General features: G+C 39.0%; 15 protein-coding genes and 2 pseudogenes. 8 read left to right on the top strand and 9 right to left on the bottom strand.

Annotated elements, in window-relative coordinates:
- Nucleotides 1-33: 33 nt before the first annotated feature.
- The 6 genes and pseudogenes from V8V91_RS24890 to lpxK form a co-directional block, all read right to left on the bottom strand.
- Nucleotides 34-1,275 (bottom strand): annotated as a pseudogene (locus V8V91_RS24890) (ABC transporter permease).
- A 120-nt stretch (nucleotides 1,276-1,395) separates the two neighbouring features.
- Nucleotides 1,396-1,872, bottom strand: coding sequence for a GyrI-like domain-containing protein (locus V8V91_RS24885; RefSeq protein WP_373397750.1), 477 nt, complete (start codon nucleotides 1,870-1,872; stop codon nucleotides 1,396-1,398).
- Between the two features lie 2 nt (nucleotides 1,873-1,874).
- Nucleotides 1,875-2,486: a tRNA-(ms[2]io[6]A)-hydroxylase gene (locus tag V8V91_RS24880; RefSeq protein ID WP_373397749.1), complete on the bottom strand. Its 612-nt coding sequence runs from the start codon at nucleotides 2,484-2,486 to the stop codon at nucleotides 1,875-1,877.
- Between the two features lie 2 nt (nucleotides 2,487-2,488).
- Nucleotides 2,489-4,156, bottom strand: a complete 1,668-nt coding sequence (locus tag V8V91_RS24875) for a putative porin (RefSeq protein ID WP_373397748.1) — start codon at nucleotides 4,154-4,156, stop codon at nucleotides 2,489-2,491.
- A 23-nt stretch (nucleotides 4,157-4,179) separates the two neighbouring features.
- Nucleotides 4,180-4,362: a hypothetical protein gene (locus V8V91_RS24870; protein WP_373397747.1), complete on the bottom strand. Its 183-nt coding sequence runs from the start codon at nucleotides 4,360-4,362 to the stop codon at nucleotides 4,180-4,182.
- A 74-nt stretch (nucleotides 4,363-4,436) separates the two neighbouring features.
- Nucleotides 4,437-5,474: a tetraacyldisaccharide 4'-kinase gene (lpxK, locus tag V8V91_RS24865; protein ID WP_373397746.1), complete on the bottom strand. Its 1,038-nt coding sequence runs from the start codon at nucleotides 5,472-5,474 to the stop codon at nucleotides 4,437-4,439.
- 41 nt (nucleotides 5,475-5,515) lie between these two features.
- Here lpxK and V8V91_RS24860 point away from each other — a divergent pair, with 41 nt between their 5' ends.
- The 3 genes and pseudogenes from V8V91_RS24860 (at nucleotide 5,516) to V8V91_RS24850 (ending at nucleotide 7,920) form a co-directional block, all read left to right on the top strand.
- Nucleotides 5,516-6,616 carry a Nif3-like dinuclear metal center hexameric protein gene (locus V8V91_RS24860; RefSeq protein WP_373397745.1) on the top strand — a complete coding sequence of 367 codons (1,101 nt, stop codon included), beginning with the start codon at nucleotides 5,516-5,518 and terminating at the stop codon, nucleotides 6,614-6,616.
- 3 nt (nucleotides 6,617-6,619) lie between these two features.
- Nucleotides 6,620-7,389, top strand: a pseudogene (locus V8V91_RS24855) (zinc ribbon domain-containing protein).
- Between the two features lie 147 nt (nucleotides 7,390-7,536).
- Nucleotides 7,537-7,920: a hypothetical protein gene (locus V8V91_RS24850; RefSeq protein WP_373397744.1), complete on the top strand. Its 384-nt coding sequence runs from the start codon at nucleotides 7,537-7,539 to the stop codon at nucleotides 7,918-7,920.
- Here V8V91_RS24850 and V8V91_RS24845 read toward each other — a convergent pair.
- Nucleotides 7,910-8,527: a histidine phosphatase family protein gene (locus tag V8V91_RS24845; RefSeq protein ID WP_373397743.1), complete on the bottom strand. Its 618-nt coding sequence runs from the start codon at nucleotides 8,525-8,527 to the stop codon at nucleotides 7,910-7,912. The two genes, V8V91_RS24850 and V8V91_RS24845, sit on opposite strands and share 11 nt — an antisense overlap.
- Nucleotides 8,528-8,578: 51 nt before the next feature.
- Between V8V91_RS24845 and V8V91_RS24840 the strand changes: the two genes are divergently transcribed.
- The 5 genes from V8V91_RS24840 (at nucleotide 8,579) to menD (ending at nucleotide 11,715) form a co-directional block, all read left to right on the top strand.
- Nucleotides 8,579-9,001, top strand: coding sequence for a hotdog fold thioesterase (locus V8V91_RS24840; protein ID WP_373400812.1), 423 nt, complete (start codon nucleotides 8,579-8,581; stop codon nucleotides 8,999-9,001).
- Nucleotides 9,001-9,270, top strand: a complete 270-nt coding sequence (locus tag V8V91_RS24835) for a hypothetical protein (protein ID WP_373397742.1) — start codon at nucleotides 9,001-9,003, stop codon at nucleotides 9,268-9,270. Before V8V91_RS24840 ends, V8V91_RS24835 begins: the two co-directional genes overlap by 1 nt.
- A gap of 188 nt (nucleotides 9,271-9,458) precedes the next feature.
- Complete coding sequence (locus V8V91_RS24830) at nucleotides 9,459-10,217, top strand: chorismate-binding protein (protein WP_373397741.1); 759 nt, start codon at nucleotides 9,459-9,461, stop codon at nucleotides 10,215-10,217.
- Nucleotides 10,214-10,588 (top strand): thiamine pyrophosphate-binding protein, encoded by a 375-nt coding sequence (locus V8V91_RS24825; RefSeq protein ID WP_373397740.1) that lies wholly within the window; start codon nucleotides 10,214-10,216, stop codon nucleotides 10,586-10,588. Before V8V91_RS24830 ends, V8V91_RS24825 begins: the two co-directional genes overlap by 4 nt.
- Complete coding sequence (gene menD / locus V8V91_RS24820) at nucleotides 10,495-11,715, top strand: 2-succinyl-5-enolpyruvyl-6-hydroxy-3-cyclohexene-1-carboxylate synthase (RefSeq protein ID WP_373397739.1); 1,221 nt, start codon at nucleotides 10,495-10,497, stop codon at nucleotides 11,713-11,715. The genes V8V91_RS24825 and menD overlap by 94 nt, the downstream gene beginning before the upstream one ends.
- A 192-nt stretch (nucleotides 11,716-11,907) precedes the next feature.
- On the opposite strand, the gene V8V91_RS24815 is transcribed toward menD, so the two are convergent.
- Entirely contained in the window at nucleotides 11,908-13,026 is a 1,119-nt protein-coding gene (locus tag V8V91_RS24815; protein ID WP_373397738.1) for a family 16 glycosylhydrolase, read from the bottom strand.
- 67 nt (nucleotides 13,027-13,093) lie between these two features.
- Nucleotides 13,094-13,879: a helix-turn-helix domain-containing protein gene (locus V8V91_RS24810; RefSeq protein ID WP_373397737.1), complete on the bottom strand. Its 786-nt coding sequence runs from the start codon at nucleotides 13,877-13,879 to the stop codon at nucleotides 13,094-13,096.
- Nucleotides 13,880-14,016: the final 137 nt, after the last annotated feature.

Here is a 14,016-nt window from a genome sequence, read left to right as displayed (position 1 = left end):
CCGGAGGTTTGATTGAGTCTTTCTCTTTTATTCTTATTCGTAACGAAGTGATTCTATAGGATCCATTTTACTTGCCTTCTTTGCCGGGATGTACCCAGATAAAAGTCCAACAATAATACAGATCAAGAAGGCCACAAACATCCATAACCAAGGAACCAAGAATCCTCCCACTCCAATCACCAAGGAAATTAAATTGCCAATTGCAATTCCTAAAATCACTCCCAAAATTCCACCTAAAATACAGATCATGATTGCCTCCAACAGAAACTGTTGACGGATTCTTAATGGGGTAGCTCCCAGCGCTTTTCTAACTCCAATTTCCGGGTTCTTTCCGTTACAGAAACCAGCATGATATTCATGAGTCCAATGGACGCTCCCAATAAGGTGATAAAACCGATTCCAAATCCTCCCATTCTTAAATATCCTGCTACTTCCTCTAAGCTCTCAGCAACTGATTGGCTCTTCGTCAAATCAAATGAATCTTCCATCGTCACACGGTCCTGGCGGATTTTCCTCATAATCTCAGTGGCTTGCCCCATATCGTATTCTATCTTGGTACCATCAGAACTTAAGGCTGTGATATTGTAATTGAAATTCCCGTTTCTATCCAATCTACTTGCATTTTCTATTGGAATAATCACCTGCCTATCAGCACCTTGATCTTGACCTACTCCTCCTTGCTCCTCTAATACCCCAACAATCACATATGGCCTACCAAAAACTGTAATCTTCTGATTAATTGATCCTCATTGGGCTCGAATAAAGTGGAAATAATCTCAGTACCTACCACACAAACATTGTTTCCATATTCCACTTCCAAATTACTGAAGTTCCTGCCGTTTTCTATCTTCATAGCTTTGATATTCAGATAGTTCTCATCACCACCAGTAATCCTTGAATTTGGGTCTGTTTTTTGGACCCTCTTTTTATTTCGGCAGCCCCAGCTACTCTGGTATAAACCGTAGCGCTACCAATAGCACTGTATTCAGACTTAAATGCTTGGGTTTCCCTGAACGTGATTTTCGGATAGGTCTTTTCCGTTACTCCCTGTTGAATGGCTCTACCACCTGAATATCCTTTGTTACGGATATCAAAGGAGTTGGCTCCAAGCCCTGAGAAACTTTCCGCAATTTGTGTCTTGATTCCGTCAATCGCCGTCAGCATCCCTACCAATGAGGAAATACCAATGGCAATGATCGCTCCGGTCAAAATGGTACGAAGCAAGTTTACTTTTACAGAATTAAGGGCTTCCCTAATATTTTCGATCAAATTCATATGTTGTCCGAATTGGAACAGATTTTACCACCTGCTTTAAAAATTATGATTAAGTATAACAATAATGATTGACAATGCTTATGGCTACCTAAATTTTAACCTTAAAATACCATTAATTGATTATTCTAAGGCTTTAATGGGTATCCAAATCAATTCAACGGAACTTTCTGAAAAAGGATCATAGTGCTCATCAAATGTTTCAAAATGAGCTCGATTATCCAATTCATATCCGGATTTAGGAAGCCATTCCTGATAAAATTTCTGCATGGTATGTTGGAAGTTGGAAACGGAGCCCGAATGTTCAAATACAGCATATTTCCCTCCCTCCAATCCGATTCGCTCAAACCCATCAAATCTATCAGAATCTACCTCAATAGCTGCGCATTTTTCAAATAGAGTAGCCATTGAAAAATTCCCCTCTTGCATGACTTTTCCATATCTATTGATGGAATAAAAAAGGTTAGGAAAAAGGTCTTTTTCCTTAAGAGTCCGTCTAAAGGGCCTCCAAAGTTTTGAAGTTTCTTTCTTCGAAATGGAGGTCACTATTTTTTGACCCACCAATTCCTTTGGCTGAATTTCTCTGATTTTTACTACCATTCTCAATGCATTCGATCTCCTCTAATCCCCAATTCTTTCAACACCTCCGCCTCAAATGTCAACCATTCCTGCCAGCGAGTATTTACCTTTTCGGGATCTTGGTATTTTCTAGCCAGTTCAATGAAAGTCACATAATGTCCTGCCTCAGAAATCATAAGTTCATAATAAAAACTTTGAAGCTCCGAATCTTCAATATTCTTGGACAATAACTTAAAACGCTCACAACTTCTGGCTTCAATTAATGCATTCAACAACAATACTTCTGTAAGTTGCTGCCATCGATTGCCTCCTTTCTTGACAAAACCTTGAAGACGGGTGACATATTCATCTTTCCGTGGCTCTCCGAATTTCAACCCTCTTTTACGAATTTGGTCCATGACACGCTCAAAATGGCCCCATTCCTCGGAAACTATTGGAGTCAAAGTATCCACTAGTTCAGGCAAATCAAAAAATCTCAAAATCAAACTGATACAGGAGGAAGCAGCCTTCTGTCCGCAATAGGCATGATCCGTCAATATGTCTTCAATCTGCATTTCCGCAATGTTGACCCAACGAGGATCAGTTGGCAACTTCAAATGAAGCATTTTCTCTCTGGTGCTTTCTTCCCAACTCATAATTAGTCAAATAAATACCAAGTGATTCCCAAGTCAATAAATGATTTATATCCAGTATAATCAGGGGTAACAAAATACCCTTCCTGGCTCATCAAACCACTATTAAGATGATTGTATTTCAACAATACCCGGGTTCTGTTAATTCTAAAATTCAAAAATATATCCGCTACTGGATAAGCATATACATTGAATGAATTCTGTAGGTAGAACTGTTGTGTAGAAGGAAAGTAAGCATCCGCAAAATAGTCAGACTTGTATCGAACATCAATCCCAAACTGAATAAATACGTGTTCATCAAACGCAGGACTATCAAAATAGAATTTACTATTGGCATAAAACTTCGGTATTCTAAAAGCATCACTTCCAGCTCCTGAAATCTGGGTGAATACCAATTCATTATCCCATCTGAATTTCTTTCCAATTTGGAAATTGGCCACCAATCCAGGCATTAACATAAATGCCTCTCCATTATTTTGAGTGGCCACCCTATCCTCATTGAAATAAATGTAATTATTAACTCTGTTGATGGTCAGACTGGGTCTTAACCTGATCTTATCAAAATTGATAATCAATTTCCCTTTGATTTGATCCACCCCAGTATTATCAAAATCATTTTCCCATTGATAATGATTCCCCATGTACACCTGCTGAACCGATGTAGGCTTGTATAAAGCTTTGGTATATTCCAGTTCTATCCAAGGAGAAACAAATAACCCATGGAGTTTATATGCCCCTGGCAGTAAATATTCTCCGTCAGCAGTCAAAGACCATTGGTCGGAAATTTTACCTACTAATTGCCCACCTAAGTAAACCTCATTGAATTTATCATCCTCCTCAAAAAACTTATTTTTCATCCTACCTGCCCTAAACTTCCCATAGGCATTGTAAAAAAAGCCTCCAAAGGTCCCTTTAAACCCGACTTCATTTCTCCACTCCGAAAATTCATTGAAATTCCTGGTTGTATCGGGCTGATTGAATCTTGTTTTCGGATAAAACAGGGAATCCGAGGTAGTCAGATCAGATTCAAAAGTCATGTCTTGACTTTTCTTGTCAAACACATGATAAATCTGCAAACCATCCTGGACCTTATACTCATGGTAAAAATGATAATCCTGTCTCAAGTCCCTCGCTTGTGAATTTCTTAACCACACTTTGGCATCTTCATAGGTGAAGTAAATAGAAGTACTATCCACTTCCGGAGGTATGATACCTCCTATTTCATTCACTTTATGTTTCATCCTGGAAAAATTTCCAAGGAACCAGTACTTCCCGTTTTCTGATCGATAGTTGGTATGCAAGGAATAGGAGGTCTGATCCACCATATTGTCATCTCTTGCAACTGGATTGAGCGTTTTTCGGGCTTTAATGGTATGAAACTCAAACCCCACATTCCAGCGTGGATTAATGTTTCTGGCAAAAGCCAAATCCAGCATATTCCGATGCCCTCCTCCGAAAAATGCGGACATTTCAGTGAAAGGGGATTTGGTATCGAAGTATTTATAATTTTCGGGGTTTCGGTAATACAAATCGTAGGCTGAGTACCCTGATCTTGTCCCAATTAATTCCGGTATCTGATAAAAAACTGGTTGAGAAGCACTTCCTATATTTCCTAGGTCCTGATATTTCCACCCTCCTTTTGACACTGGATCATAGTTATGAAAATTGGTCAACGAGGTGTCTTGGGGATAAAGAATTAAGTTGTTTCTCTTGATGTCTTTTTCGAAAAATAAAGGCTGGTTTTAGGCCCGTATACCTGTTTGGTGCTATCATCCAACAAAGGTCTCCTTCCATCTGTCTCTTCCTCTTCCTCTTGAGGATCAACCAATTCCCTTGTCCTTTGCTGGTTAGGATTGGTAGTCACTGGACGCTGAGCCATCAACTTTGTGGAAAGCCCAATTATCAACAATATAAGTAAACCGAAAACCCTGATTTTCACCTAATCTTTTTCTTTTAAAGAATTACCTGATCGATAAAACTTTTTAGTATCTGCTCATCTTCAGGTGAAAAAACCACCTGGATTGGCAGGACAAAAATCGGAATTTCTCTTAGAAATCCTGCTGGACAAGAAGATTTAACTTTTACTGCATCCTTTTCGGTGGTGATCAACACTGGTTTTTTGGAAGCATATTGCTGGTAAACCTGTTTCATCCGTTCAAAATCTTCTTGTTTGTAATCATGATGATCTGGGTAATTAAGCGTTTCTAGTAAATCATAATTGTTGGACACAAAGGATTTCAACTGCGAATCATCCGATATCCCGCTTACTAATATCACCGAATCCGAAAACTTATGCTCAGGTTGAAGTGTCACAGGTTGCCCGTAACCAATCGAACTAAATAAAATGGGAGCACTTGGGTTATAGGGTATGATTTTCTTTTTAACCCTACCTCTTTCTTGAGCATCCAATCCTCTTGGAGATTTGGTGACCACAATTAGATTGGCGCGTTTAGCTCCAGACCTACTTTCTCTCAACCTCCCCATCGGAAGTAAAAAATCAGAGAAAAACGGCTGATCATAGGTAGTCAAAAGAATATTCAAATCAGCCCGAAATGATCGATGCTGAAATGCATCATCCAGAAGCAATACTTCTGTATTTGGTTGTTTTTCTGCGATTTGAAAGGCTGCTTCAACTCGATCCTCCCCTACAAAAACAGAGATATCATTCCCATATTTTTCATAAATCTGAAATGGCTCATCTCCAATATCAGATGGAGTTAAATCAACCGATGCCTGCAAAAAACCTTGCGTTTTTCTTCCATAGCCTCTGCTTAAGGTAGCACTATTCTTTTTGGCCTTTAGATATTCAATTAGGTATTCCACCATGGGTGTTTTCCCCGTTCCCCCTACTCGGAGATTTCCCACCAAAATACTTGAGATGGGAGATCGACGACTTTTAAGCCATCCCCAATCAAAAAACGTATTCCGAATCCTGGTGATAAGGTCATAAAGCAAGGCAAATGGATAAAGCAAAAAAGCGTAAGGGCGCATTCCTAAGTTTTACTATTTTTGACCAAATAAACATAAAAATTATGGGATACAAGATTGGAGAATTGATTTCATGGCTAGAATCTTATGCTCCGCCCTCTTACCAAGAATCTTACGATAACGCCTCCTTGATTACGGGTAATCGAAACGATCTAGTGACGGGGGTGATTTGCTCTTTAGACTGTACTGAGGAGGTAGTGGATGAGGCAATATCCTTGGGAGCCAATTTAATTGTTGCCCATCACCCTATTGTTTTCAAAGGGTTAAAGAGCTTTACAGGAAGAAACTATGTGGAGCGAACGGTCATCAAAGCCATCAAAAATGACATCGCAATTTTTGCAATCCATACCAATTTGGATCATGTCTCCAACGGGGTCAATAAGAGAATCTGTGACCGACTTGGATTGATCAACACCAGGATTCTCCTGCCTAAAAAACAATTATTGAGCAAGTTGGAATTCTTCGTGCCCAGTGCTGAAAAAGAGCAAGTCTTGAAAGCCATTTATCAAGCCGGAGCTGGAAAAATTGGGGAATATTCAGATTGTTCTTTTCAAACAGAAGGAACTGGAACGTTTACTCCTTCTTCCAAAGCCAATCCTACAATCGGAAAACAAGGAAAACCCGAAACCTTGGAGGAAGTAAAAGTGGAAGTACTGGTTTCAAATCATTTAATCGGAAAAGTTCTAGGCCAGCTAAAATCCAGTCACCCATATGAGGAAGTTGCCTATTACTTGACCAGTATAGAGAATGAGCATCAGGATGTGGGAGCAGGTATGGTTGGGGAGTTGCCGGAACCTATGGAAGAAACTGACTTTTTAGATTATTTGAAAGAAAAAATGGACCTGAAGGTGGTCAAACACACCTCCTTTCTTCAGAAGGAAATAAAAAAAGTTGCCGTATGCGGTGGAGCTGGAATTTTTTTTTTAAATCAGGCAAAAAGGGCCAATGCGGACCTATTTATCACTTCTGATGTCAAATACCATGAGTTTTTTGATACAGAAGGGCAATTAATCCTCTGTGATATTGGACACTATGAGAGTGAAATTTTCACAAAAGAATTACTAGGAGAGCTATTGTCACAAAATTTTCCTAATATTGCACTCTATTTGACGAAAGTAGTTACAAATCCCACATCCTACCGATAGTACATGGAAAGTACAGTAGCACAAAAACTCGAGGCTATACATAACCTTCAACTTATTGATTCAAGACTTGATGCTCTTATCAAGGTAAGAGGCGCTCTACCTGAGGAAGTTCAAGACCTGGAAGACGAGATTGCTGGTTATGAAACCCGTTTGGAAAAGTTTAAAGCCGAGATTGAAGCATACGACGAGGAAATCAAACAACTCAAGGACAGCATTAAAGAATCTGAAAAACTGATCAAGAAGTATCAGGAGCAACAGATGAATGTGCGTAACAACCGTGAGTATGATGCCATCACCAAGGAGCTGGAATTGCAAGACTTGGAAATTCAGGTTTCAAAGAAAAAATCGCTGAAGCAGGAGTGAAAATTGATCAAAAGAAAGTTGATCTTGAAGAACTTACTGCAGTGATGAAAGATCGCCAAAAAGATCTTGATCAGAAAAACAGCGAATTATCCACCATTATTTCTGAAAGTGAATCCGAGGAAGCAAAATTAAATGCGGATAGAGAAAAAGCTTTGAAGAAAGTGGATGAGCGTTTGGTTAAATCTTACAATAAGATCAGAGCCAATGCAAAAAATGGATTAGCAGTAGTGCTCGTAAAAAGAGGTGCATGCGGAGGCTGTTTCAATACAGTTCCCCCTCAAAGACAAGCTGACATCAGAGAAAAGAAAAAATTAATCGTGTGTGAGCACTGTGGTAGAATCTTAGCCGGAGTAGAGGATGAGATCGAAGAACCAACACCAGTGAAAAAGAAGAGATCTAAAGCTTCTTAAATCACAGATTGAAATAAAAGAAACCCCGGAAATAAATTCATTTTCGGGGTTTTTATTTTTTTAGACCCAAGCTCTTGTTTCTTCAGGCATTATTTTAGTATCTTGGAAGGTATGAGAAGTTTAGGAACCCTACTAATTATCATGTTTATGTCTCTCTCATCCTTTGCAAAAAGTGATGATCCGAAGACATTTATGGTGATTTTCAAACAAAAAGAGCTTAAATCACTAAAAACTTCTATCCAAAAGATTGAGGATCAATTTTCTGATGCTTTTAAAACAAAAACCTATTCGGGGAATTCTGACCTCACTTTGGTGATTGAAGTCCCAAGCAGTGAAATTGATGAATGCAGCCTGGGAAGTTTTATTGTGGAAATTGGAGAGGGCCAGGAAATGCAACTTCAGGAAATCGCTTTTCGGCTTTTTGATTTGACGGAAGGGAAAGAAGAACTGCAAAGCTTCATTTCAGAATATGAGGAAGCCCAGCAGCTCAAAAAGAATGGTAAACTTGCTAAAGCAGATACTAAGCTTTAAGATGTTTTACATCATTCCTCTTTACTAGTTCAAACTCCCCATTTTCCTTTTCCTCCAGTAAATAGAGACAAAGGTTTTGATGCTCGAACTGATCCATATTTTTCAAATCTTCCTTTAAGATCAGACTTAAAAATATTCTCATCGCCCTTCCGTGCATACATACTAACACGTTTTCTCCAGGGTCTGCAATTATTCTTTCAATTCCTTTGATCATTCTAGCTGCCACAATGTTTGGACTTTCGCCACCCGCAATGGCATAATCCAAATTACCTACCCTCCATTGGTTGAGCATGTGTTCATAGTATTGATTCTCTTCCGTAGTCATTGGAGTTCCTTCATAGTCACCCCAAGAGATTTCATTCAACTCCGGTAAGGTGGTAGCCGGAATTCCCAGATCTATAAATTTTTGAATTGATTGCTTGGTTCGAATCAAGGCAGTATGGTATACCCGATCAAAAGGAACATCTTTATATGCCTCAAAAAACATCTTTCCCTGAGCTCTACCTGTTTCATTGATATCTGCATCTATCCCACTTCCCTGGACAACACCCCTCAAATTAAAATCAGTTTGCCCGTGCCTAACTAAGTAAATTTTTTTTCGATTCAAGATTCTCTATTTTTGTCTTCCCCCAAAGAAAACTCATTTACTTTAATTTTCATGGTATTTAAGCGAAAGCCTTCCCTTGATCAACTCAATAAACAAATTGAAAATACCATGGTAGAGTATTTGGGAATATTTTTCACGAATGCTACAGAAGATACTATTTCTGCCAAAATGCCCGTAGATCACCGAACAAAACAACCCATGGGTTTGTTGCATGGAGGAGCTAATGTGGTACTTGCCGAAACTTTGGGAAGTATATCAAGTTCCCTCACATTAGATTCGGAAAAGCAGTTTTGCGTGGGCTTGGAAATAAATGCCAATCATTTAAAATCTGTGAAAGACGGTTTTGTAACGGGTACAGCAAGTCCCATACATTTGGGTAAAAGCACACAGGTTTGGGAAATAAAAATCCGAAATGAGAAAAACCAGCTTTGCTGCATCAGTCGAATTACCATGGCTATTTTAGATAGAAAATAATGAATACTGAGGTTTCATATAATCATACCCAAACAGAAATTATTCAGCTTTTATTGCAGCTTGGATTAACTTCCGGAGGATCTTTTGCTATTTGGAGAAAACCAAAATCCAAAAAACTGGAAATGGTATTGGATGAAACCGCGTCTCCTCAGAAAGTAGAATTAAACCTAGAAGGATTGCCCCTGGGTTTATCGTTCATCCCTTTGCAGATCAAGAGGATAAAAAAGCATATTACATCAAGGCGAATCGGTATTTCAGCTTTGAACTAGACCAGGAATTTATACCTGAAGACTTACCAGAATGGGCAAAAATCCAACTGGAAGACCAACAAAAACTCAATGACGCAGAGCTTCGAAAACTACTTTTTGATCAAACCATCAATAACAAAATTATTACTTCAGGAATCAGTGAAGATAAATCCCATTTTCTCCAACTTGTAGAACGAGGGATAGAGGCCGTGAAAGAAAATAAACTGGAAAAGGTCGTTCCGGCTAGAACTAAGACCATTGATATCCCGGAGGATTTCAACCTAGCTTGCACTCTCCTGAGCTTGATGAATTCCTATCCCAATGCACTGATAAACTTTTTCCACATTCCACATTTAGGAACTTGGATGGGTGCTTCTCCAGAGGTATTAATTGAAACCAAAGGTGATATCTTTTATACCATGTCCTTGGCTGGGACCCAAAAAGCAACTGGGGACAACCCACTTAAATCTGTAGCTTGGACGCAAAAAGAGATTGAGGAGCAAGCATTAGTGAGCAGATATATAGTTTCTTGTTTTAAGAAGATACGACTTAGAGAATACGAGGAACACGGTCCTAAAACCGTCGTAGCAGGAGATTTATTACATCTCAAGACAGACTTTAGAATAGACATGGAAGCAACTGGCTTTCCGGAGCTTGGTTCCATCATGCTCAATTTACTACACCCCACTTCAGCAGTTTGTGGTATGCCAAGAAAAGAAGCTCATGACTTTTTGCAGGAATATGAGGATTTTGATCGCTCTTTCTATGCAGGATTCCTAGGACCGGTCAATGTTCAAGGACAAACTTCGGTTTTTGTCAATCTTCGTACTGCCTCTCTTTTTAGCAATAAAGCGATTTTATATTCTGGAGCAGGGGTTACTGAAGATTCAGTTCCTGAAAATGAATGGGAAGAAACTGAGTATAAGTGTGAAATCATTGGGAAATTTATCCAAAATCCAACAGCTTGATCCTCTCTCATATTATCGAATTGGTGGCTATTTGTGCTAAAAAAGGAATCAAGAATGTCATCTTGTCTCCTGGATCCAGATGTGCCCCTCTTACTTTGGCTTTTGCACGTCATCCGGATATTCATACGAGGACGATCTCTGATGAACGTTCAGCGGCATTTATTGCATTAGGAATGGCACAACAATTAGAAGAACCTGTGGCTTTGGTATGTACCAGTGGTTCTGCCGCCTTGAATTATTTCCCTGCTATCGCTGAAGCCTATTTTCAAAAATTCCTTTGCTCGTCATCACTGCTGATCGACCCAATGAATGGATTGATCAATACGACGGCCAAACAATATTCCAAGAGGGAGTTTATGGAAACCATGTGAAAGGAAGTTTCCAATTCCCAAATTCAATTGGAACAGAAGATGATTCCTGGCTAGCTGCGAGGTTGAGTAATGAAGCAATCAACCTTTCCAAAAAATTTCCTTGCGGTCCTGTTCACCTCAATATCCCTCTAAAGGAGCCTTTTTATCCTACTGATGGGGAATCTATCCAATTTCCTGAGAAACCTTGTATTTTCAACCAGCATTCCAGCAATGTGCAGCTATCAGATGAATCTTTTGCAAAACTCAAAAATCGCTTAGATGGTGTCCACAGAATACTTGTCATTGTAGGTCAACAGAGACCCAATCTGGAAATTCTAACTCTCCTCAATTCTTTATCAGACAGACATCAGGTAGTTTTTATTTCCGATTGCATCGGGAATATGCAATCCGATAAAAGTATCACCTTCCATGATCACTGGTTAGGCATCCCTCAACTAAGCAGCAATCTCGAGCCTGATCTGATTATTAGCTTTGGGAAGTCCATTATTTCCAAAGCGCTAAAGCTCTTCTTAAGATCAACAAAAGCTTCCCATTGGCATATTCAAGAAGATGGAAATGCAAAAGACACCTTTCAACGGCTTACCCGCATTCTGCCCACTCATCCAAAAGCCTTCTTCAAATGGCTTACTGAGAATTTGCAACCCCAAAACCTTGAATTTTATCAAGCTTGGCATTCATTTGAGTTAAAGGTTAAAAATGAATTGCCAAAAGTACTTAACCGAGTGGGTTTTGGCGAATACTCCGCCCTTCATGCAGCACTCCAAGCTATTCCAAAGCTATCCAAAATACATGCTGCAAATAGCATGTCTGTCCGTTATCTAAATTTTCTGGGAGCAAGAGAACAGGAAGTTTGTTGTAATCGTGGAACCAGTGGCATTGATGGATCAAGTTCTACTGCGGTAGGCTGTACATTCACCACGAAAGAGCTGGTTACGTTGGTAACTGGGGATTTGGCGTTCTTCTATGATCGTAATGCTTTCTGGCATAATTATGCCATGCCCAACCTAAGAATTATCCTGCTTAATAATCATGGAGGAGGAATATTTAGGATCATCAAAGGTCCTAATGAGCAACCTGAATTAGAGGAATTTTTGAAACTAAACAAAAATTATCCGCTCAACATTTAGCAACAGAATTTGGATTCTTCTATACCAAAGTGGTAAATGCCGAAGAACTAGATGCTACATTAATAGATTTTTACGAGGAATCTTTACATCCGAAAATAGTAGAGATTGAAACAGAAAGCAAGCATAACACACGCTTATTGAAAGCAATTAAAGATCAAATCTCCAAATCTTTAATGGAATGACGATGAGGTCTTACTCTTCTTGGAAAACCCGGATGTAATCGACTTTCATTTCTTGGGGAAAAACGGTGGTTCCATCTGGTCTTCCAGGCCAAATACCTCCCACTGCTACATTGAAAATGAAATACATTGGTTTATGGAATTCATCCAATCCTGCAGGAGTAATGTCAATCACATGGTATTGTTCACCATCCAATAACCAAATGATTTCCTCTTGATCCCAAATAATTGAAAAAACATGGTATTCATCATTGAATATCCCCGTTGAAAGTTTGGTGCTTCCTCCATAATTCGCATAGGATCCATTATTGTCCCAATGCACGGTTCCATGAACTGTTCGGTCACGGTCCTCAGTAGAACCTCCCACCATTTCCATGATATCTATTTCACCACATTTTGGCCAACTTACCTCATCAATATTTTCACCCAACATCCATAGTGCTGGCCACAATCCTTGGCCTTTTGGAAGTAAAGCTCGAATATCAATCCTCCCGTAAGTAAAAGACTGCTTACCTTTGGTGATCAATCGAGAAGAGGTATAATTCTTTGATCCGGCATTTTCATTTTTTGCAGTAATCACCAATTTACCGTCTTCCAGTGAGGTATTTTCCTTTTTGTAATATTCAAGCTCTTCGTTACCCCATCCACACAAGTCAGGACATCCATCTCCCAATTCAAACGTCCAATCATCTGAAATGGTAGTCCCATTAAATTCATCAGACCAAACAAGTTTAAACCCTTCATAAGAATCTGGACTAGTATACCCCGTATCCGGACCCAATCCCAAAGAAGCAGCATTCATATTGATCGTCTTGGTATTGACTACGAAATTTGACTCTGTGGTATGAGCATAAACAGTGATGTTATAATCACCTTTTTCAGTGTACGTAAAGTTTGCGGTATTTCCATCTACCCTTTTTGGTACTTCACCAGAAGTTCCAAAGTTCACTCTAAAGAAACTTGCATTGTCTGCAGAGAAAGTCGCTCTGACTTCTCCATCTCCTAGTTTTTCAACCTCGAGAACAAAGTTGGTAATTGTTTCGATTTGGTCATCTACCTCATCACCATTGGAACAAGCAATGAAAAGAAGAGGACATAAAAGCAATAAAAGAGACTTTTGGAATCTAAACATCCTGGAGGGCATTTTGGGTTTATGATCTTTTTATACTAAAAGTAATATTATCATAAAATGTTTAAAATCAGAAGGAAAAAGTGGGAGTCTGAACTCTTCCCACTTTTGGAATTAAATACATCAACAATCCGATTTGACCTAGCTCAGCCAAGGATAAAAAGATCAACCCAACTACTGCCCCTATCCAAGAGAAAATAAATACTCCTGAAACCAACGTAAGGCCTCCTATCACCATTCCCATGGAGGAAAAAGAGTTTTTATAGGCTATAAAGCCAAATCCCATCAATACATAACAAAAGCCGAATGAACTTATTTTTACCAAGTAATAATCTTCAAAACCAATGATGGATGAATTTATTGCCACCATGTCTGTCAGGTACCAAGCAGCTGAGATTACAATCATTATCCAAAAGCTGATTTTTAAAAGCTGATTTGGAAAGAGTTTAGAAACTTTAATCCAGCCTATTCCAAAAACCACATATCCCAAAATAGATAAAGATTTTGCAGCCATAAAGCCTAATTTTTTAAAAGAATATTCTCCCGTTACGTACTCTCCTTCCATTGAAATTTCAAAAATCGAAGCAAAGAAGTATAGAATTCCACCCGCCAATGCCAAATACAAAATAGTTGGAACAGCCTTCCCATTTTCTGCTTCTTTAAACTCTTGGTTTTCCTGAATCCCCAAAGCTTCAAACAAGGCTTTAATTGTATAACTCCTGGGAGTCACTTCACCTGCTTCAATGCGCTGGATCGTCCGTACATTAAGATTACACATTTCTACCAACTCTTCCTGAGTTAGTCCTTTCGCCTTCCTTATCTCGGAAATTTTTCTGCCAAGTTCTGGTTGTTTCATTGTAAATAATTTTTGATTAACCATGGCAATTTCTTCTTTTGAGTTGTGACATAGGCTGAAATAAGCTCGGTTTTCACCCGACATTTACCCGACATTCTGGATTTGGGCTAAAATAATAAATATTGAATACCACCATT

It is taken from the genome of Algoriphagus halophilus (genome assembly GCF_041729275.1).
GTDB lineage: Bacteria > Bacteroidota > Bacteroidia > Cytophagales > Cyclobacteriaceae > Algoriphagus > Algoriphagus halophilus_A.
The sequence above is the reverse complement of the archived record's forward strand: the minus strand, read 5'-3'. Positions and strand labels throughout refer to the sequence as shown.